Below are 17277 nucleotides of genomic sequence, written 5' to 3' on the forward strand. Positions count from 1 at the left end.
GTCCAGGCTGGGGAGTAGGCTTCACGGAGAGCGCAAAGGTCTGCCATGATCGGGCACGGGCAGCACTCCTGTGCGGCCGCCTTGTCTCTGGATTCGGGACTCTTCTTTGTTGTAGGCAAACTTGTTGATCACATAGTCGGCCCCATAGGCCAAAGCGCCCAGGCAAAGGAGAGGGATTAAAACGCGGCCCACTACGGTGCCGAGGCGAATTCTTGTGCGCAACCGTCGTGCCCAGGAAAAAGGAGCCATCCAAAGCGCCAGGACAACGATCAGCAAGGGCAAAACGATCTTCAATAAAAGCACCTTCGTGAACATGACCACCTCGACGGTCCACCATGAAAAAGCCTTGCGAAATCCGAATGGATGATCATAACATACCTTGAAAACCAAAGCAGCCCGCAGTTTCGAACGGCAATAAGGGTCTTTCATGACATCGCCTTTGCCGCTTCCCTGGTTTGAGGAAAGAGTCCGCGAACTGGAGGGACTCTACGACGCATTTCAGAGTACGGCGGCCCCCTTTGTGGCCGGCGCCGCGTGCAGACCCGGCTGCGCTGACTGCTGTACCAACGTTGGCGAGATTTACACGACGACCCTGGAAGGCTTGCGCATAAGCTTGGCTATCGACGCCATGTCGGTTTTCGAAGCGCCCGTCCTGCGGCGACGGATTGCGGAAAATAGGGAGCAAAAGAAGCGAAGCCTTCTTTTGCTCTGCCCCTTTCTTGATCCGGAAAAGCACTGCCGCATCTATGCCGTTCGACCCTTCACTTGTCGTCGCCTGTATTCCGTCGAACCGTGCGGTCAAAAGGGGCCCGTGGTGCATCGAGACCTCTGGGCACTGGCCGAAGAGTTCACTCGAGCCGTTCAGGCCTTGGATCCTTTGGGCTATTCCGGCCATGTCTCGTATATTCTCGCCCTTTTTGATGATCCACTTTTCACCGAAAATTATATGGCCCAAAAACCATTGCCTAAGGCTCTGGAAAGGCTTGTGCGCGACTACGACCTCCTTGCCCACGCGCAGGCGATCTAGGAGCTAGCCGAAAATGGGGTGCGGAGCGCAAACCGTACAGCCACACAAAAGTATTCTCGGCAGGCTCCTCAGGAGCCTGTTCGAGAACGTTTTTCTAGTGGGGTTCATACAAGCCCGTATGTTCCAACGGGGAGCCGTGTGCGCGAGGTCCGCACATTTCCGGAGTCGTCAAAGCGCGTCCCACCGATGGCAGGGGGGTTAGCCTCCGATTCGCTTCGCAGGGACCGACTCCTGCTGGTGCGCCCGTACGCGAACGGGCAGGAGGCCTTTCCTGCGAAACCGTGTGCGCGAAAATCCTCGTTACGGACACTAGAACCTTCACACAACAGTTTTGAATGAGCTCCTGAGGGGGTTGCCCATGGCGTGGCAAGCTATCGTCTTTTGGAAGAGTTTCGGTGCCGGCCCCTTGGGCTGGCATTGGAGGATCGCCGATGTGGAGGTGGGCCATAAAGAAGAGGGCTCGGCGGATTCCGTCGAGCAGGCCAAGGACGCCATTCAAAGAGCCCTTGTTCGTCGCGGGGTCGATCCCCAAACTGTTCGCGTTGAAGTGTGGGACGAGGGTGTCTGGGAAAAGTGTTGATTCCCAAGGAAGAAGCCTCAAGAGCCCGTGAGAAAAGGCCTTTGCTTGGTGGCGTTCGTACGGGCCCGTATGTCCGAGCGGTGGGAGCGCCTTCGCGGTCCAATTATTGGGGAACGGCTGGAAGGCCGTTTCTCCAAACTGCCTCAACCCGAAAGGACGCGGCCGAACCATTTTCAGACACCCTCCTCAGGTGCATAATCACATGAGTTTCTACTGCTACCTCACCACGACGCAGGCCATTGTGATGGCTACGGACAACAAAAAAGAGGTGCTGAACCTTTCATGCGGCCTCCATGGGACTTTCCGCAGCGAAAAGGTCACCGCGTGGAATGCGCGAAAGATCCATGCCGTCGGCTCCGGCTGGTGGATGACCGGCGTTGGATTGTCCGCGTTTCTTGACGGGATTCGAGCACAGGTTCGGAATCTTTTGGAAGACAGAGCTAAAGAAGCCTCAGCTGCCGTGGATGTGATGGAACGGCTGACAGCGGCATCTCAATGGGTGCAGAGCCTGCACGAGCAGACCGTCGCCGGGCTGATGCAGGCCATGCCGCCTGGACTGGAAAAAGCCGAATGGCTCGAACATCAACAAGAAATCGTCTTTGCCGGTTTTGATGGGGCAATGCGCCCCGTGGTCATTCGGGCTCAAAGTGCGCAGGGTTTTGCTTTTGAAAGGCGAACCGGTGCCGCTTTGTTGGGGTTTGCCGGTGACAACGGAGGATGGAACGCCGCGGTTATCGAAGCCGTTGATGGTATTCTTTCCAACATCCTGGATGACTTGATGCGTCAGCCTATGGAGCAGGCGGTTCATCGGGCGTGGGACCTCATCCCTCCTCTCTTTCAGCGCATGGCGCGGGCTTTTCCAGAAAAGCTTTCGGCAAGCGGCGATCTCCTTTTCCTGACGCCCGCGGAACACCGCTGGTTTCTTTTCTGATGGTTTGTATCAAAAGGCAAAGTGTGTGAGCGGGCCAGGCCGTGCTCCTCTTGAGCCCCGGCCCTGCCTGCTCAAGTCCAGCCCCAGTGTTACAAAAAAACATGCCCCTGAAGTGAAAAGGCCCGGAACCGTGACTGAATTTCTCATGGCGTTCATCGCACACGACCTCAGCCCAATACGATCCAAATCGTGAACCAAGGGCTTCATAACAAGGCCAATAAAGGCTTTGCCCCAATAGGAGCTGCTTTGGGGACGGTCAACGAGCGACGCTCCTGACAAATGTTTTTTATGATAAAAACGGTTCGCGGAAAAGAGGAGCTCAAGGCCCTCTAAGAATGCCGATCGTCCATTTCACGGTGGCAGAAAAACGCTTTGACGCCATCGATTGGTGTTTTGAGGCCCTCCACCGGCAAATGCACGCTCATTTTGGGACTATGGACAAGCGCTCCACGATGTTTGAGTGGACTCTGAGTCTGGACTTTTATTTCGTCTAGGGCGCGCTTTTAGGCAAGGGTGAGGAAACTGCGGGCGTCTTCCATGGCTTCGATGACTTTAAGGAAATACGCGTCCATGCGGTCTTGCGTGATGCCCAGCTTTTGCAGGACCTCGTCGGCATCGGGCTGCAGGAAATCCCCGGCGCTCACGCCGATGCCGATGCTGTGAACGATGCGGTTGGCGGCGTACAGAATGGCGGCCACGTCCTGATGATGTTTGGCGTCTAAAGGGCTGTGATGAAAGCGAATGCCCACTTGCACTTCCGAAGGAAAATTCCATCGGTGGGCAATGAGGGCGCCTAGGTCTTGATGGTTGATGCCGATGACCTCGCGTTCCGCTTCCAAAAAGGTGATCTGACGTTCTCGAACCAGAAGGTAAATGGTGTCAAAATAGTCGGGAACCTGTCGGTCCAGCACTGTCTTGCCGATGTCGTGAAGCAGGCCGGCGGTGTAGATGCTGAGCGCGCGCTGGCGCTGCAGATCTTCGGCAATGATCTGGGAAAGAAGGGCGGTGGCCACCGAATGGGCCCACAGTTCCCCCTCCCGCAAGTCGTAGGAGCGCAGTTGTCCTCGAAAATAATGGGCCGAACAGGCCATGAGAATAATTTCCACAATCTGGCGCTGCCCGAGAAAAATGATGGCGTCGCGAAGGGATCGTATCTTATAGCGGCGGGCGAAAAAGGGCGATCGCGCGATGGAAAGCACGCGCGCTGTGATGGCCTGGTCATAGCGAATCACCGCCTCGATCTCATTAATGGGGGCCATGGCTCGGAGCAGCGGAATGACGCGGGTGACCACCTTGGGAAACGGCGGTAACCGATCCACAGCCCTCAAAATCTCATCCAGGGCGGGTTTGGTGACAATGGTGGCCATGGTTTGTCTTGCCTGTGTTTGTCCTAGACCTCAAAGCCCAGCCGCTACAGCGGCGGAAGGAGCCTAAATTCGCGGCCGTAGCGCACGAGATCCACTTTTTCCAGCTGTCCTAGGATCTGCTGAATGTCTGTGGGATCGTCCACCAGGTTGCGCGCTTTTTGCAAAAGCTGTATGGCCGCTTGCAGGTAGATTCCCGCCTTGGTGCGACGCACTTCGTGATCGGCTCCAATCCAAATGGTAAAGGACTTGTCGTCCTGTTCCACGGTAAAGCTGCCCACACCCTTAGCAAAACGCCCAAGCGCCTGTAGAATGCCGACCACTTTCTTATGGGTCTGCGCATCAAGGACGCCTTCCATGTCAATGCGGAACTTTCCCGTGTGCGGATCGAAATCCACCACGGGAACGGCATCCGATTCATCCAAAGAGCTGGCCGTTGCCTTGAGGAACCGAAGGGAGGGGCCCAGCTCCTTGTCGCTGGCTGGATCGAGAATCACGGAACCGTAATAGGATGCGTAAACCTCCATTTGCTGCTTCTCCCCCTAACATCTCTCGGCTCTTTTGCCAAAAAACATGAATTTTTTTCAGCCCTTTTCGTCGGCCGCCCTTGGTCGGCGCCCCCGCTGTTCTTAATTTTGCACTAAAAGTTCCTATGAACGGAAAAAGGCGGGACCGCAACTTTTTTTAGGAGGCGCGCGTATGATGGATGAAAAGGAGCTGAAGGCTCGCCAGGACCTTTTGGACGCCATCGACTGGGACATGACGCCCGAAAGGGCCGTGGAAACCTACCTGGAATGGGGCACGGGATGGTCACGTAAGGGGCAAGCCGCCATGGTGGCTGGCCAAGAATCCCTCTATTTTGTCGTCTATGCTTGGGAGGAACCGACCCAGGTGACATTGGTTCGAAGAAACTCTCAAGGAATGGAGGACTTGGCTAAGATTCACGTGCCGGCATCCATGGTACACGAGATCGTGAACCGCGAAGGACGGAAACCCGGCGTCGGAGGTCTATGCCCTGAGCGACGAACTTAAACAGTGGCTCATGAGGCGCCTCGGCCTGTGAGGTTTTACGATCGCCCCAAAGGACCACGATAAAAGGCCAACCTTTTTGCGTAGGGGCGAAAGACTTCAAGCACCGCGCTTTGTTCCTTCGGGTCCATGGGCTGAAAAGATCGAGCGCAGGAGGCCAAAGTGCGCACATGATGCGCGCTGTGGCAGCCCACGACCACCAGAGTCACCGGCTGCGAAAGGGCAAAGCGAATCAAGGTTTCGGCGCCGATGCCGGCATCAGGGGCCAGGTGCTGGCCGGCCCCGAGAACCTTCATGCCGATGACCGCCATGCCCTTGTGCGCCGCCACGGAAGCCGTCTCGTCCAGAAAACCGCCCAAAAGAACTTCTACGGGGTTGACGGGCAAAAGAACCGCGTCCAGAGGCCAACGGGCGACCGCTTCCGTTAAAACCCTGGGGTCGTGGTGGCCCGTGACGCCGATGTGCGCCGTGAGCCCCGAGGCTTTGGCTTCCAGAAAGGCATGCAGGGCTCCGCCGGGCTTTTCCATGGCGTCGAGCTCTTCCATGGTGCGCACATCGTGCATCTGCCATAGATCAAGACGGGAAAGGCCCATGCGGCGAAAAGTGCGCTCCAAATCACGAAGAGCGCCATCCCGGGTGCACTGGGCGGACTTGCTCGCCTGAAATATGCCGTTCCGCCGCTGGGGGCTCTTCTTCCATACGGCTCCGTAGTAGTCCTCCTGTCCGCGTACGCCGGAGCGCTGTCAAAATACACAAGACCCCCATCCAGCGCCGTCTCAATAACCGACCTCGCCGCCTCCAGACGATGCCGCGTGCGAAGCACCCCTTCGCCCCCCAAACCGACCCGGGAGACCCGACGGCTGGTTCGGCCAAAGTCCACCTCGTCCACAGGGATCATGGCCATATGCACGGCTTTTCCCTCTGCAAAATCCCCAGAGTGTGGTTCACAAAACGCCTCCTCTTACAAAAAAAGGCCAGACGGCGGGGCTATACCGTCTGGCCTTTTTCGAGGAGGAAAGAGTTCGTTTCTTTCGCTGTCCTTGCATAAGCAAGGGGCGTGCCATAAGAAAGGGACCGATGGCTACACCATATGTCACGGGCTCGGACACAACCCTGGAGCGCCGCCGAAGCCCAAAGAAGCACGCCATAATCCCGCCATACCGGCCACAATCCAGCCATTATGGCGGAGTGGGCTTTGGGCCGAGGGTTTGGGCAAAGGTGCGTGGAATTCAAAGGCGGCACAAGCGGTGCCACCAGGGTTTTTTGAGCTGGGCCAGTTCCGCTTCCAGTTGGCCGAGGCGGTGTTCCTTTTCCAAAAGCAGCGCGTTTTTTTCATAGGCTTCTGTTCGATAGAATTCCAGAAGTTGGCTCTGATAACGCAATCGCCCCAATTCTTCCAGCAGGGCTTCGTAGTGGCTGGCGGGAACAGAGATGGTGTTTTCTCCCACGGGCGGTTCGGAAGCCGTGTCCTTGGGCGGCGCATTCACAGACTGGGTTTGGCGTTTTTTTTCTTCCAGCAGCGCTTTGACTTCGTGGGAGGGAATAAAGACTCTTTTGCCGTGGCGTATGGCTTCCATCTTGCCGGTGCGTTCGAGGTATTCTTCCAGAATTTGAGGGGAAACGCCGAGGGCCTTGGCGGCCGTGCGAACGGTCATGCGTGCCATGGGATTCCCTCCTGGTAATCACCTTCCCTGAGTGTGGCCATGTCTAGCATAAAAACCCAGCGCGCCCAAGAGCTTGTTTGCCATTGTCCTGACCTTGTGTTCTATTGAAAGCGACGGCGCCGCCGGGAGAAGATGTCATGGACACCACCGAAAGGATTGGAAGGCATGCAGCACGTGGTGGATCGGTTCCAAAGGGCGTTGGGGGTCAAAATTTCGCCATGTTATGAGGCGTTGCTGACGCATCACAATGAGCAGTTGTCTTCGGATCCCTTATTCGAACCCGGTTGGATTCCAGGGCTGGGCAATGCGGATTTTGCTGTGGGAACGACCCAGACGTTTCGGGCCATGTTTTCGGATTTTCCAAAGGAATGGGTCATCATCGGCATGGAAGGCAAACGCACCATCGAAAAGATCGGCGAAACCATCGATGTCTACGTGGCCTTGGACATGCGGAACGACAGGATTCATTTGGTGGATTCTCTGGGAAAATCCTGGAAGGGGGCGGATCATTTTCGAGACTGGCTGGCTCACAAACTGGCCCGCGCCCTGTGGGAACGCACCCATGAAAGTCATCTTTTTGTCATCGGGGATAAGTCAGAAGCCGTGGTCCAGAGGTTGCGTGAAGAGCTGGTGCTTTGGCATCGTAGAGGCGTGGTACAGCTGGAAGGCATGCTTGTGCTCTATCGGGACGCCCAGGGCAAGCTCATCAGCAAACACCTCCAGCATGCGGACGTCAAGGAAACGGCCGTAGGTGGAATTGTCGGACTCTTGGTGGGATCGCTACTGCTGCACCCTGTGGTCGGTGCCGCCCTGGGCACCCTCACGGGGGCTGCGGTGGGAAGTGCCAGATTCAGTTTGTCCCATGTGGGCCTTGATGATGAATTTATTCAGCAGCTCGCCTGTGCTGTGCCTCCCGGCACGTGGGCTTTACTGGTTGTCGTGCGTCGTGCCAAAATTCGCGAAATGGTGGAGACCCTAAAAAAAGTGGGTGGCACGGTGCTGGTGACGTCCTTGAGCAAACGAGGTGAGGAGCGCCTTCGAGGCGCTTTGGCGGCCGCCGCGTCCGACGGGGCCTCGTAGGCGGACAAAGCGTTAAATTTTGCTGCCGCGAAAAATGTTTCCACAGGCCCCCAAAGATCTAGAGGGCCGAAAGCGAAATACGCCTCGCGGACCCTTTGTGGAGGTCTTCACGGCCTTTTCACCATTATGAGATCTTGCGAACGTAATCGGCAGCTTCCAGCCCGGCCACGCAGCCTTCCCCCACTGCCTTGGCGATCTGCCACGGCGGGCCGCAGATGTCTCCGGCGGCGTAGACCCCGGGAACGTTGGTTTCCTGTTTCTTGTTGGTGACCACATATTGAAAGGATTCCGTATCCAGGTTGACGCCTAAAGCGGTGGCGATTTCCAAAGCGCCCTTGGCGCCCAGTTCAATAAAGACGCCTTGAACCGGAATCCGGGTGCCGTCATCCAGAAGCACGGCTTCTACAGCGCTTGAGCCGACAATTTCTCGCACCCTGCGGCCTTCGTGCACAGTGACGGCGCTGTGGCGAAGTTTTTCGGCTAGATTTTCGGCCACTCGAAGTTCTTCGCAAATGAGATGGACGTGTTCGGTGTAAAAAAGCAAGGTGAGGGCGCCCGAGACGGCGGCGCTTTCGCAGCCCACCACGGCCACAGGAACCCCTCGAAAAAAGTTGGCATCACATTCCACGCAATAACTGACCCCTTTGCCGAACCATTCGCGCTCTCCGGGCACTCCCAGTTTTTTTCGAGAAATTCCCATAGCCAGTATCACGACTTTGGCTTCGATTTGGTCCCCGCCTTCCAGGTCCAGTTGAAACCGGCCGTTGAGCTGTCGAGCATGGACCACGTCCTGGTCAAAAAAGACGGCGCCGGACTTTTCCGCCTGCAGACGTCCTTGGTTCAGCAGGTCTTCACCGGTGGTCTGAGGAAGGCAGCAGAAGTTTTCCACATGGGCCCGGTAGGCGCTGCTTTTGGCTATTTTTCCGACCACGGCGACAGAAACCTTTTTGCGGGCGGCGTGGATGGCGGCCTGCAACCCGGCCGGACCGGTTCCCAAAATGGCCACATCATAAGTATGCTTTTTCATGGTCTTGTACTCCTTAGAGCCCCAGGTCTTCATTGATGAGGACCACGCGAATGCGCCCCTTGGGATAGGATTTTTCCGTGATCGTCCAGTGGTTGCAGATCCTGTCAGGGCTGGCGCAGTCGTCACATCGGCCCGTGTGAAGACAGGGCGTTTTCTTGTCCAGGCGCATGGCGTTGGCGGGGGCGGCGTAGTCCTTGATGCGCCCCATGGCCGTTTTGAGATCCGGTACCACCTTGTTGCGCCCGACCAGGAGCACCACGTAGCGGGGTCCAAAAGTGATGGCGGCCACTCGGTTGCCGATCATATCCAAATTGACCAGTCGGCCGTCTTCGGTGACGGCGTTGGTTCCTGTAAAAAAAAGATCCACCAGCAGGGAGCGTCGCCGCCTTTCCAGCATCTCGTCAAAGGTTAGGCCTTTTTCGTAGGTATCCAGCACCTCGAGATCGGGCCGGTTTTTCATGATTTCGTAGAGACCTGTCGTCACAAAGGTCATGGATCCACCCCAGGACACGGATTTGACCGAAAGCGAGGGCAGGATGTTTTCAAGAACGATCCTTTTGGCGTCCTGAGCATTCCGCGCAATGGCCACGGAAAAGTTGTTCTTTTCCAGGGCTTCTTGCACGCGTTTCAAGCGCAGTTCCCAGTAATGGTCCAAAGGCCGGTCCATATTGTCCTCCTGACGCGGGTCTTGGTGCCCATGTTACGCGGTCTCCACAAGCTTCCCAACAATCCTCTGCCCTTTTAACAGATTCACAGCCGCTTCGAAAGATCCCGATTTTTTCTGACACATGGGGAGCCTTTTTCAGACCAACAAGCATGGGCCAACAGGACGACGGGGCCATTTTGCATCGCCACACCTTCTCATGGGCATGGACCATCGTTGACCGGAACCCTGTCTCAAATGCCTTGCATGGAAGTGCTTTTGTCTTGCACCAATGCCAAAAAGGAGCGAAACAGATTTCGGCAACACCCAGCTTGCAGGCATCCAGGAAGGCCATAAAGGATTACTATGCTGAGCGCTTTGAAGAATACCATCGCTAAACATTCTTCTTTGATCCTACGCCGTTTCTTGAACCTCTGACGTGGTTTCTTTCACCACCGGCTCACATTCTTGATGTGGGCTGCGGTTCGGGACGCGACCTTTTGTGGTTTCAGCGGCGGGGCTCTCAGGTGACCGGGGTGGAACGCTCCGCCGGCCTTGCCCGGTTGGCACGCGAAATCACCAAAGCCACAATCTACGAAGCGGACTTTGGCACACTGGGCTTCACGTGCCTGTGTGTCCATGCGCTGGTGCTCATCGGCGCTCTGGTCCATCACCCCCATGGGCGCTTTGCCGAGGCGTTGAAAAGAATGCTGCAGGCCCTGAAAAAGCTTGGTTTCATTCTGCTGAGCTCCAAGGAAGGCCGGGGGACTAGGACGGCTTCTGACGGAAGGGTGTTTTATTTGTGGCGGGACCACGAACTGCGCAGAGAGTTTGACGCGCTGCGGTTATCCGTCCTGCATCAGAGGAAAAGCGCAAGCCTAACGCTGTAGGATGCGTGAAGTGCACCGGCAAGAACTGAGGCGCTCGGTAGGCCTAAAGCTGCTCCAGGAAGCCCATCAACTCTTTCGCGCTTGGCACCTTAACGATCCCAAAGTCGTGCTGAGAGAAGCCGCGGACCTGCTGGACATTATCCTCAAAGCCTTGAGCTTTTGTGGTTTCAACAGCAGGGATCTTCTTCGGATTCGAAAGGAAAAGTGCTGCTCGAGCAAAAGCTCTGAGCGAGAGATTGTCTTGGAAAGTGTTGACGAAGCGGCAGGAAATCTGGTCCGCGAGGACTTTCGCGTCTGCTCTTTGTCCCCGTAGATCAGGTGATCGTGATTCATCTCATCAAGGCGTTGCTCGATCAAAGCCGAAGGGTTTCCATCGCTTCGGCCTTTTCTACGCCGGCCATCACGAACGTGTTGCTCAGCGACTTGACCCGCTTGACCGAGAGGGGTGGGGTACCGCGCATCCTTCTATCCACCATGGGCAACCTGAAGCGTCCTAAGCACTTGGAGCAGATTACCCGATTTGTTCCCGGTGCCCGGGTGCGCATCTTTCATCCGGAGGGAGTTCCACTGGAGGAGACGCCTCCACATTTTCACGCCAAGGCGTACCTGTTTGAAAGGGGCCCTGCTCAGGGCAGTTTGATCATCGGATCGTCAAATTTCACCTAAGGGGGGGGCTGTCGAACGTGGAATGGTATTATTACAGTTCCGCTGAGGTGAACCTTCCCTTTGATGGCGTGCTTAGTCCCTTTGATCAGGCCCTAAAGGAACTTGATCGTCTATGGAACGACGGAACTCACGGAAACCTTCCTGTGTGCTTATCGCCAACGGCACGGCCCTGCGCCTGAAAGCCTCTGGATCGCCAGCGCCCGGGCCGGTTTCACGGCAAGGCCGAAGCTGCCACCGAACGCCGCCTAGCGAGATGCCTTGGAGCGTCTCGCCGCTTTGAGAGCGGAAGGGGTTAATAGAGCAGCCGTTGTGGCGGCCACAGGCCTGAGCAAGACCCACCTGGCGGCCTTTGACTTCAAACACAGTGGATTTCAAAGGGTCTTGTTCATCGCTCACCGGGAAAACCCTCTGCGCCATGCCCGCGAGATCTTCGCCCAGGTTTTCGGAGACAAGGACTTCGGGGGCATCTTCGTTGGAGGTCATCACGCGGACCGCCCCATGAATGCCGCCTTTGCCATGATTCAGACGCTGTCGCGCCCTGAGCATTTGGAGCAGTTCCCACGCGATCACTTTGAATACGTCGTGGTCGACGAATTTCATCATGCCGCCGCCAAGAGCTATGAGCGTGTTGTCAGCTATTTTCAGCCGCGCTTTCTCTCGGGGCTGACAGCCACACCGGAACGTAGCGATGGCCACGATGTGCTTGCCCTCTGCGGGTACAACATTGCCTCCGAGATCAGGCTACTGGACGCTGTCGATCGTGGGTGGCTCACCCCCTTTCAATATTACGCCAGTTACGATCCTACCGATTATGAACAAATCATCTGGCGCGGCGCACACTACGATGAAGGGGAACTGGAGCAGGCCCTGTGCAATGACACGCGTATGGGCATCCTCGTGCACAATCTAAGCATATATCTGCCCTACAGCGGCAAGATCAAGGCTCTTGCCTTTTGCAGCAGCATTGCCCATGCTAAATATGCGGCGCGAGTTTTGAGCGACACTTATGGCATTCCGTCTGCGTTTCTGGTGGGCAAGCACGCAGCCGACGAACGGCAATCTCTGATCGCCAGGCTGCAAAATGAAGAAGCCCCACTCCAAGTGATCCGCTGCGTGGATGTGTTCAACGAGGGGATCGATATTCCCGAGCGGTCTCATGTGTTGCTTTTGCGTCCCACGCAGTCCTTTTCTTTGTTCCTGCAGCAGATCGCCTGCGGGCTGCGACGGGCCGAAAACAAGGACTTCGTGGTGGTCATCGATTTCGTGGGAAATTACCGAAAGGCTCAAGTGGCTCCTCTGGCGCTGATGGGTTACGGCTTATGGACTTCTGGAGCGCCGGGGGAAGGATCGACACTGAAGTCTTCATTGTGGAATTCGGAGGTTTTTTGCAATTTTATCTGCAAAACCGGGAGATGCTCTTTGACCACGATGAGCTTGCCAGGGCGCCGAATCCCAACAAGTACCCGCATCGGCGCGTGCGATCGCACCTTCTGAACATGCCTTTAAAATATCTTAGCTCGAGCCATCGTTTGCGGAACGCCGCTTCCTGCGCAAACAAAATGGAATGGAGATCCTCCCACCCTTGGAGCCGGGGGAGAAGCGCAGCGTGAGACTAGCGTACGGGGACAAAACATTCCGCGTCTTGGTGGAGCGCTGCAAGTTTTCGCGCCCACACCAGCTGGTTTAAGTGCAGGTCCAGGAACACATTGACATGATGCGCAAACGCTTCAGGCCGCCGCCCCGCAAAGGACAGAAGGTTTTTGTTCTCAGGAGAAAAGACAGCCAGCACCTTGTGCTGCTTCATGCGCAAGACTGAAAATATGGAAAACGCTATGCCGGAATGCCAAGGCCGCGGCATTCCGGCGCGGTCTCTAAAGGATCTGCTTCACAATGTAACAATCCCCAGAGGTGTCGAGGTATTGCTGGCGAGCGGTGGATTCTTTCTACGTGTCTTCCTGGCGACGACGCATGGTGCGACGGCGGGCCGTGACCGAGAGCCTATGCGTGCCGAAGGAAGGCCCATGACCGGTGTGGACAAGTTCTTTGGGAAAGCAGGAAAAATGGATAAGCTGGTCGTTCCACACCAGGCCCGAACCGATCATTAAAGGGCTTTCCAAGCGCACATCTTGGCCATCCCCGGGCGAGTCGAACCATTCGACAGGTGTGCTCAGAACCTCGTGCCACCATTTCGCCACATTGTGGTGGTGCGCCGTAACCTCGCCCTCCAACAACGCCACTTCAAAGGCGAAGCTTTTCAGAATTTTTTCAAATGCCTTGAAAAAAAGATCGGAGGGCCCCAGAAGCTCGCAGCCTAGGACCCCTGGAGGGCCGAAAAAGACGGCGCCCACCTGAGCGTTCACGGGTCTGAGATTGCTCAAGTAACGTGCGATCCGATCCTCCAGGCATTGTCGAGCCGAACGGAAATCCCGCGTCTCCGAGACAGCCCCCAGCTCGTCAAGGGATCTGTCCACTTCCCTCCACACCGCGTGCTGATCGCTGAGAAACTGCATTTGAAAACGCAGGTTTTGGGTGACACTCTCCTTATGGTTCGCCCTGGACCGAGCTCGAAATACAGCCTGTCCGGCTTCGAAGTCCGAACGGTTTGCACGCCAACGACCCGCTTCCATACAGGAGACGGGAATGATGATCTTCTGGGCGGCTGGCACAAGAACCGTGGTGTTGACGATGCGGTTTTGCTTTCCACCCACCAGTTCTTCGCCATCCAGAATGAGGACCGGTCGATCCCCGTCGTTGGCCAACTGCAAAAAAGGAACCTGACCAAAGGAACCCATTTCCATGATGTGCACGGCGCCGTTTCGAAGCGCCTCCTCCAACAGCCATACGTTGGAAAGCGAAGGTACTGGATTTTCCCTCACAAGACAAACCATGCCCAGGGCTTTGTGTGTCCTGGTCATGCCCAACACAAGGTCTTCAGGGACAATTTTTTAGCGTGGTCACTCTTTCGTTCATGCTGTCCTCCTTCTTTCCTTTTGCGCCCAACGGACATCCACGATGTGGCCGGCTAACGAGACGTCGCCCCCTTCGAGGCTTCAAGGGCCCCTTCCAGAAGAAGCCCCCTGGAGTTATCGTGCCTCCCAAAGGGGGAGCCTCATTCCGTGTGGTCTGCACCATACCCATGCCCCCTGACATTTCGTGTCAGGTTTCCCCCGAATTTTTTTCGCTCCCGGCGTTTTCTTTTTTCTCGAGGAATGACAAAGTGTTAGGGTTAGAGTGGCAGCGGTCGAAAGTTTTTTCTCTCAAGTGGGCACCCTTCGATGCCCAATGACCTATTGAGGGGGTCTATCGTCCTCTCTCATTTTTTAGAGTTGCATGCGGACCGGTTCCATACGCCGGGGGCCACTTGAGGCAGGTTTGTCGCACACGCTGATCGGGGTTTGGGGGGCGCTTTTTGCGGCCTCTCACGCCGAGGAGGATACAGATGGCTAGCGCATGCTTTTAGCAGTTGAGCAAGCTTTTGCAAGTGGTGGATTGTCTGGCGAAACCACAGGGTGCAGGACTCAAAGAACTTCGGGAAGCCCTCGAGTGCGATGAGCGAACAGTTTACCGATGGATTGGCACCATTGAGTACCTGGGATTTCCAGTGGAAGGGGTCCAGGGCAAGAATCCGAAAAGCTATCGCTTGATCAAGTCCTACGTCAAAAAGTTACCCAATATTGCCATTCCCAATTTCGACTTGTCTTTGTCCGATATCATTCTCATTCACGTGGTGCTGAGTCAAGATCGGGTGACTCGGGGAACACAAATGAAATCCCGCATAGAGAATCTATTGAAGCGCTTGAGAGCTTATCTTTCGGAAGATGATCAGAGGCGTGTCGAAGCCCTGGAGCGCCTGGCTATACTTAACCCAAGGCCGCAGAAAGATTATTCTCAGAAAGAAGATATCATTGAGTGCCTAACAAATGCCATTCTTCAAAAGAAACGCTGTTTGGTGAAGTATTATTCTTTTCACAAGAAAAAAGAATATAGGTTTCCCACTCATCCGCTACACTTCTTTGAAAGCCAAGGCGGCCTTTATGTGATGGTGCAGTTGGCCGAGATGAAGAAACCAGTGAGCTGCGTCGTGGACACCCTTCGCGTCTTGGCCGTGGAGCGGATTCAAGAGATCACCCTGCTCAAAGAAACATTTGAATACCCAGAAGGGCTGAATCCGTACGAACTCTTGTCGCAGGCTTTCGATGTTGTGTGGAACGACCCTGTGGAAGCAAAGTTATGGTTCTCGAATGAAGCGGCCCCTTATGTCAAGGAGAGGGTATGGCCCGGGCGCTACACAATAGAAGAAAATTCGGACGGAAGCCTATATTTGCACCTGAAGACTTCCGGCTATGACAATGTGAAGCGCTGGATTCTGTCCTTTGGAAACGACGCCTGGGTGATCGAGCCTCCTCGACTCAAAAGAGACGTTGCAGAGACGTGCCGCAAAATGGCTGATGGCTACTTCCGAAAAACGGGCAACACGTTACGGTGTTTTTTACGGGCCGGAGCCCCTCTTCGATCCGCAATGCGCCCGGGCAAACGGTGCCGAAAACTGTCCATGAGCATCGATCAGTGATAGTTCAGGGAAACCCCGGGTTTTTGCAAAGCCTTTTCAACAAAAAAGAACTCGGTCTTACGGCCGAGTCCCTGATTTTCTGGTAGCGGGGGGAGGATTTGAACCTCCGACCTTCGGGTTATGAGCCCGACGAGCTACCTAACTGCTCCACCCCGCGTCAACGAGCAATGTTGTATAGCTCACGGTGCATGAGAAGTCAAGAGGAGAAAATCACTGTCAAGCATTCGTCCAGGCTGTGTCGGACGCCGCGATGTGAGAGGTTGCTCAGGAGTGCATCGGAAAAAGGCTTTTGGGCATGACGGGCGATTCCATTTTATGAAACTGTGCCTCGGAGCGGTGACGATTGCGGCCTATACTGTGGTCACCGCATTGAGCCTGGCGACGGAGCGCAAGGACAGGTCCGCTCTTTTGAAACGGGTTATCGGTAATGTTTAGCCGGGAAAAGTGATTTGACAACGGTCTGCTCAGAGTCTGTCCAGGATTGCCTTTGCCTGGCAACGATCCGGGCGTGCACAATGGTGGGACTGCTACATGGCGGTCGGAAAATTTCCAGACGCGCGGAACCGCGTCCCTCTGATGCCAAGGGTTCGCTTGCTCGATTTTCTTCAAAGGGACCGGCTTCCGCTGGTCCGCACGTTCACAGACGGTGAGAAGGTCGTCCATCCAAACGGATCACCGCAAAAACACTCTCACAAAAGCCTCGGGAGCTAGTCTGAGAATTCGATTTTGACAGTTGACGACCAAGCAATTTTAATAAGTTACAAGGTCGAATGCGACCAAAATCGGCATTCTCGGAAGGCTTTCTCGGGAGAGTCTCCGAGAAGACCTTTTCGGAGCCGTTTTCGTTTTATTCTGTAGGAGCAGCGCAAGCCGCGACTCCAGGCTCGGGGCGTGTTTCATGGGCATCCAGTGACGAGCAAAGATCGTGCCCTGCGGCGCTCCGACAGCCTTGCACGAAAGGGGCCCTGAAAAGCCGGCCTAGGACATTCTCTTAGAGCACACCCTTGGAGCTGGGAACGGTGGTGTAGCGGGGATCCAGGGTTGTGGCTTCGTCCAGGGCGCGGCCAAAAGCTTTAAAGACCGCTTCCAGCATGTGATGGGTATTGTCCCCGTAAGGGACGGCAATGTGCAGGGTGATACCACCGTGCTGGCACAAAGCGCGAAAGAACTCAGGCACCAGTTCGGTTTCAAAAGCGCCCACCCGCTCGGCCATGGCAGGCAAGCGGCACACGAGATAAGGGCGATTGGAGAGATCCAGACTCACCTGAGCCAGCGCTTCATCCATGGGAACAAAGGATGTGCCGTAGCGTCGAAGCCCCTTGCGATCCCCCAGCGCCTTGGACAGGGCCTGGCCGAGGCAGATGCCCACGTCCTCCACGGTGTGGTGGCCGTCCACATGCAAATCCCCTTGAGCCCGAATGCTTACATCAAAGAGACCATGCACGGCCCACAGGGTGAGCATATGGTCAAAAAAGGCGAGACCCGTGTCCACCTCCGCTGTTCCCGTACCGTCCAGCGAGATCTTGACAGTGATGGCGGTTTCCCGGGTTCGTCGTTCTACCATTGCCTGACGTGAGTCCCTGTCCATGGCAACTCCTTGAGCGCGTACCAATGGGGCTTTTTCCACGGGGCGCGCGGCCCGGTCCTGTGCAGCGTAGAGCACCGTGCGCCAACTTCCACTGTATAAAGGCTTTTCTTCTACATGTAAACGGCGGAGGACCCCATGCCCGTTCAGCGCCTTGCCTCAAAAGGTAGGTCGAGGTAGAGTAAAAAACCAAGGTGGCCCCAAAGGTTATGCCAAGCGCT

The 17277-nt window shown here is 55.8% G+C and carries 21 protein-coding genes and 1 tRNA gene; 11 read left to right on the plus strand and 11 right to left on the minus strand.

Annotated features, from left to right (window positions below; genetic code table 11):
* Window positions 1-21 precede the first annotated feature (21 nt).
* On the minus strand, window positions 22-429 hold the full coding sequence (locus tag ACUVSA_RS04870; protein ID WP_445893990.1) for a hypothetical protein: 408 nt from the start codon (window positions 427-429) through the stop codon (window positions 22-24).
* Between ACUVSA_RS04870 and ACUVSA_RS04875 the strand changes: the two genes are divergently transcribed.
* From ACUVSA_RS04875 to ACUVSA_RS04890, 4 genes are all read left to right on the plus strand, one after another.
* Window positions 428-1027 (plus strand): YkgJ family cysteine cluster protein, encoded by a 600-nt coding sequence (locus ACUVSA_RS04875; protein WP_445893991.1) that lies wholly within the window; start codon window positions 428-430, stop codon window positions 1025-1027. The genes ACUVSA_RS04870 and ACUVSA_RS04875 overlap by 2 nt on opposite strands.
* 358 nt (window positions 1028-1385) lie before the next feature.
* Window positions 1386-1607 (plus strand): hypothetical protein, encoded by a 222-nt coding sequence (locus ACUVSA_RS04880; protein ID WP_445891663.1) that lies wholly within the window; start codon window positions 1386-1388, stop codon window positions 1605-1607.
* 202 nt (window positions 1608-1809) lie between these two features.
* Window positions 1810-2538, plus strand: a complete 729-nt coding sequence (locus ACUVSA_RS04885) for a hypothetical protein (RefSeq protein WP_445893992.1) — start codon at window positions 1810-1812, stop codon at window positions 2536-2538.
* A 335-nt stretch (window positions 2539-2873) separates the two neighbouring features.
* A complete protein-coding gene (locus ACUVSA_RS04890) occupies window positions 2874-3032 on the plus strand; it encodes a hypothetical protein (protein ID WP_445893993.1) in 159 nt (52 codons plus the stop codon).
* Between the two features lie 9 nt (window positions 3033-3041).
* Here the strand turns inward: ACUVSA_RS04890 and ACUVSA_RS04895 are convergent, their stop codons facing one another.
* Both ACUVSA_RS04895 and ACUVSA_RS04900 read right to left on the minus strand, forming a co-directional pair.
* Complete coding sequence (locus tag ACUVSA_RS04895; protein WP_445893994.1) at window positions 3042-3905, minus strand: HDOD domain-containing protein; 864 nt, start codon at window positions 3903-3905, stop codon at window positions 3042-3044.
* A 44-nt stretch (window positions 3906-3949) separates the two neighbouring features.
* Window positions 3950-4429: a hypothetical protein gene (locus ACUVSA_RS04900; RefSeq protein ID WP_445893995.1), complete on the minus strand. Its 480-nt coding sequence runs from the start codon at window positions 4427-4429 to the stop codon at window positions 3950-3952.
* A gap of 172 nt (window positions 4430-4601) precedes the next feature.
* Between ACUVSA_RS04900 and ACUVSA_RS04905 the strand changes: the two genes are divergently transcribed.
* A complete protein-coding gene (locus ACUVSA_RS04905) occupies window positions 4602-4934 on the plus strand; it encodes a DVU0772 family protein (RefSeq protein ID WP_445893996.1) in 333 nt (110 codons plus the stop codon).
* A gap of 35 nt (window positions 4935-4969) precedes the next feature.
* Here ACUVSA_RS04905 and ACUVSA_RS04910 read toward each other — a convergent pair whose 3' ends face one another.
* Both ACUVSA_RS04910 and ACUVSA_RS04915 read right to left on the minus strand, forming a co-directional pair.
* Window positions 4970-5599, minus strand: a complete 630-nt coding sequence (locus tag ACUVSA_RS04910) for an aldo/keto reductase (protein ID WP_445894090.1) — start codon at window positions 5597-5599, stop codon at window positions 4970-4972.
* Between the two features lie 561 nt (window positions 5600-6160).
* Window positions 6161-6595, minus strand: a complete 435-nt coding sequence (locus ACUVSA_RS04915) for a helix-turn-helix domain-containing protein (protein ID WP_445893997.1) — start codon at window positions 6593-6595, stop codon at window positions 6161-6163.
* Between the two features lie 165 nt (window positions 6596-6760).
* Between ACUVSA_RS04915 and ACUVSA_RS04920 the strand changes: the two genes are divergently transcribed.
* A complete protein-coding gene (locus ACUVSA_RS04920) occupies window positions 6761-7675 on the plus strand; it encodes a DUF1269 domain-containing protein (RefSeq protein WP_445891656.1) in 915 nt (304 codons plus the stop codon).
* A gap of 124 nt (window positions 7676-7799) precedes the next feature.
* Here the strand turns inward: ACUVSA_RS04920 and ACUVSA_RS04925 are convergent, their stop codons facing one another.
* On the minus strand, window positions 7800-8702 hold the full coding sequence (locus tag ACUVSA_RS04925) for an NAD(P)/FAD-dependent oxidoreductase (RefSeq protein ID WP_445893998.1): 903 nt from the start codon (window positions 8700-8702) through the stop codon (window positions 7800-7802).
* Between the two features lie 13 nt (window positions 8703-8715).
* Entirely contained in the window at window positions 8716-9369 is a 654-nt protein-coding gene (locus tag ACUVSA_RS04930; RefSeq protein ID WP_445891654.1) for a lactate utilization protein, read from the minus strand.
* Window positions 9370-9779: 410 nt separating this feature from the next.
* Between ACUVSA_RS04930 and ACUVSA_RS04935 the strand changes: the two genes are divergently transcribed.
* The 4 genes from ACUVSA_RS04935 (at window position 9780) to ACUVSA_RS04950 (ending at window position 12395) form a co-directional block, all read left to right on the plus strand.
* Window positions 9780-10235, plus strand: a complete 456-nt coding sequence (locus ACUVSA_RS04935) for a class I SAM-dependent methyltransferase (protein WP_445894091.1) — start codon at window positions 9780-9782, stop codon at window positions 10233-10235.
* Between the two features lies 1 nt (window position 10236).
* Window positions 10237-10548, plus strand: coding sequence for a hypothetical protein (locus ACUVSA_RS04940; RefSeq protein ID WP_445893999.1), 312 nt, complete (start codon window positions 10237-10239; stop codon window positions 10546-10548).
* 11 nt (window positions 10549-10559) lie between these two features.
* Window positions 10560-10901, plus strand: a complete 342-nt coding sequence (locus tag ACUVSA_RS04945; protein ID WP_445891652.1) for a hypothetical protein — start codon at window positions 10560-10562, stop codon at window positions 10899-10901.
* A gap of 258 nt (window positions 10902-11159) precedes the next feature.
* Window positions 11160-12395: a DEAD/DEAH box helicase gene (locus ACUVSA_RS04950; RefSeq protein WP_445894000.1), complete on the plus strand. Its 1236-nt coding sequence runs from the start codon at window positions 11160-11162 to the stop codon at window positions 12393-12395.
* 118 nt (window positions 12396-12513) lie between these two features.
* Here the strand turns inward: ACUVSA_RS04950 and ACUVSA_RS04955 are convergent, their stop codons facing one another.
* Together ACUVSA_RS04955 and ACUVSA_RS04960 are read right to left on the minus strand one after the other, a co-directional pair.
* The gene (locus ACUVSA_RS04955) at window positions 12514-12705 is read right to left on the minus strand and encodes a hypothetical protein (protein ID WP_445894001.1); all 192 of its coding nucleotides are present in this window, start codon (window positions 12703-12705) and stop codon (window positions 12514-12516) included.
* A 139-nt stretch (window positions 12706-12844) separates the two neighbouring features.
* Complete coding sequence (locus ACUVSA_RS04960; protein WP_445894002.1) at window positions 12845-13816, minus strand: ARPP-1 family domain-containing protein; 972 nt, start codon at window positions 13814-13816, stop codon at window positions 12845-12847.
* Window positions 13817-14364: 548 nt separating this feature from the next.
* Here ACUVSA_RS04960 and ACUVSA_RS04965 point away from each other — a divergent pair.
* A complete protein-coding gene (locus tag ACUVSA_RS04965) occupies window positions 14365-15471 on the plus strand; it encodes a helix-turn-helix transcriptional regulator (RefSeq protein WP_445894003.1) in 1107 nt (368 codons plus the stop codon).
* Between the two features lie 80 nt (window positions 15472-15551).
* Here the strand turns inward: ACUVSA_RS04965 and ACUVSA_RS04970 are convergent.
* Together ACUVSA_RS04970 and hisB are read right to left on the minus strand one after the other, a co-directional pair.
* A tRNA-Met gene (locus tag ACUVSA_RS04970) sits at window positions 15552-15628 on the minus strand.
* Between the two features lie 834 nt (window positions 15629-16462).
* Window positions 16463-17059 carry an imidazoleglycerol-phosphate dehydratase HisB gene (hisB, locus tag ACUVSA_RS04975; RefSeq protein ID WP_445894004.1) on the minus strand — a complete coding sequence of 199 codons (597 nt, stop codon included), beginning with the start codon at window positions 17057-17059 and terminating at the stop codon, window positions 16463-16465.
* Window positions 17060-17277: the final 218 nt, after the last annotated feature.

This window comes from Desulfosoma sp. (assembly GCF_052743555.1).

Bases quoted from the DNA above. Each gene is read 5' to 3' on its own strand.
- ACUVSA_RS04875 (WP_445893991.1), top strand. From the start codon at position 428: ATGACATCGCCTTTGCCGCTTCCCTGGTTTGAGGAAAGAGTCCGCGAA.
- ACUVSA_RS04870 (WP_445893990.1), bottom strand. From the start codon at position 429: ATGAAAGACCCTTATTGCCGTTCGAAACTGCGGGCTGCTTTGGTTTTC.
- ACUVSA_RS04880 (WP_445891663.1), top strand. From the start codon at position 1,386: ATGGCGTGGCAAGCTATCGTCTTTTGGAAGAGTTTCGGTGCCGGCCCC.
- ACUVSA_RS04885 (WP_445893992.1), top strand. From the start codon at position 1,810: ATGAGTTTCTACTGCTACCTCACCACGACGCAGGCCATTGTGATGGCT.
- ACUVSA_RS04890 (WP_445893993.1), top strand. From the start codon at position 2,874: ATGCCGATCGTCCATTTCACGGTGGCAGAAAAACGCTTTGACGCCATC.
- ACUVSA_RS04895 (WP_445893994.1), bottom strand. From the start codon at position 3,905: ATGGCCACCATTGTCACCAAACCCGCCCTGGATGAGATTTTGAGGGCT.
- ACUVSA_RS04900 (WP_445893995.1), bottom strand. From the start codon at position 4,429: ATGGAGGTTTACGCATCCTATTACGGTTCCGTGATTCTCGATCCAGCC.
- ACUVSA_RS04905 (WP_445893996.1), top strand. From the start codon at position 4,602: ATGATGGATGAAAAGGAGCTGAAGGCTCGCCAGGACCTTTTGGACGCC.
- ACUVSA_RS04915 (WP_445893997.1), bottom strand. From the start codon at position 6,595: ATGGCACGCATGACCGTTCGCACGGCCGCCAAGGCCCTCGGCGTTTCC.
- ACUVSA_RS04920 (WP_445891656.1), top strand. From the start codon at position 6,761: ATGCAGCACGTGGTGGATCGGTTCCAAAGGGCGTTGGGGGTCAAAATT.
- ACUVSA_RS04925 (WP_445893998.1), bottom strand. From the start codon at position 8,702: ATGAAAAAGCATACTTATGATGTGGCCATTTTGGGAACCGGTCCGGCC.
- ACUVSA_RS04930 (WP_445891654.1), bottom strand. From the start codon at position 9,369: ATGGACCGGCCTTTGGACCATTACTGGGAACTGCGCTTGAAACGCGTG.
- ACUVSA_RS04940 (WP_445893999.1), top strand. From the start codon at position 10,237: ATGCGTGAAGTGCACCGGCAAGAACTGAGGCGCTCGGTAGGCCTAAAG.
- ACUVSA_RS04955 (WP_445894001.1), bottom strand. From the start codon at position 12,705: ATGAAGCAGCACAAGGTGCTGGCTGTCTTTTCTCCTGAGAACAAAAAC.
- ACUVSA_RS04960 (WP_445894002.1), bottom strand. From the start codon at position 13,816: ATGACCAGGACACACAAAGCCCTGGGCATGGTTTGTCTTGTGAGGGAA.
- hisB (WP_445894004.1), bottom strand. From the start codon at position 17,059: ATGGACAGGGACTCACGTCAGGCAATGGTAGAACGACGAACCCGGGAA.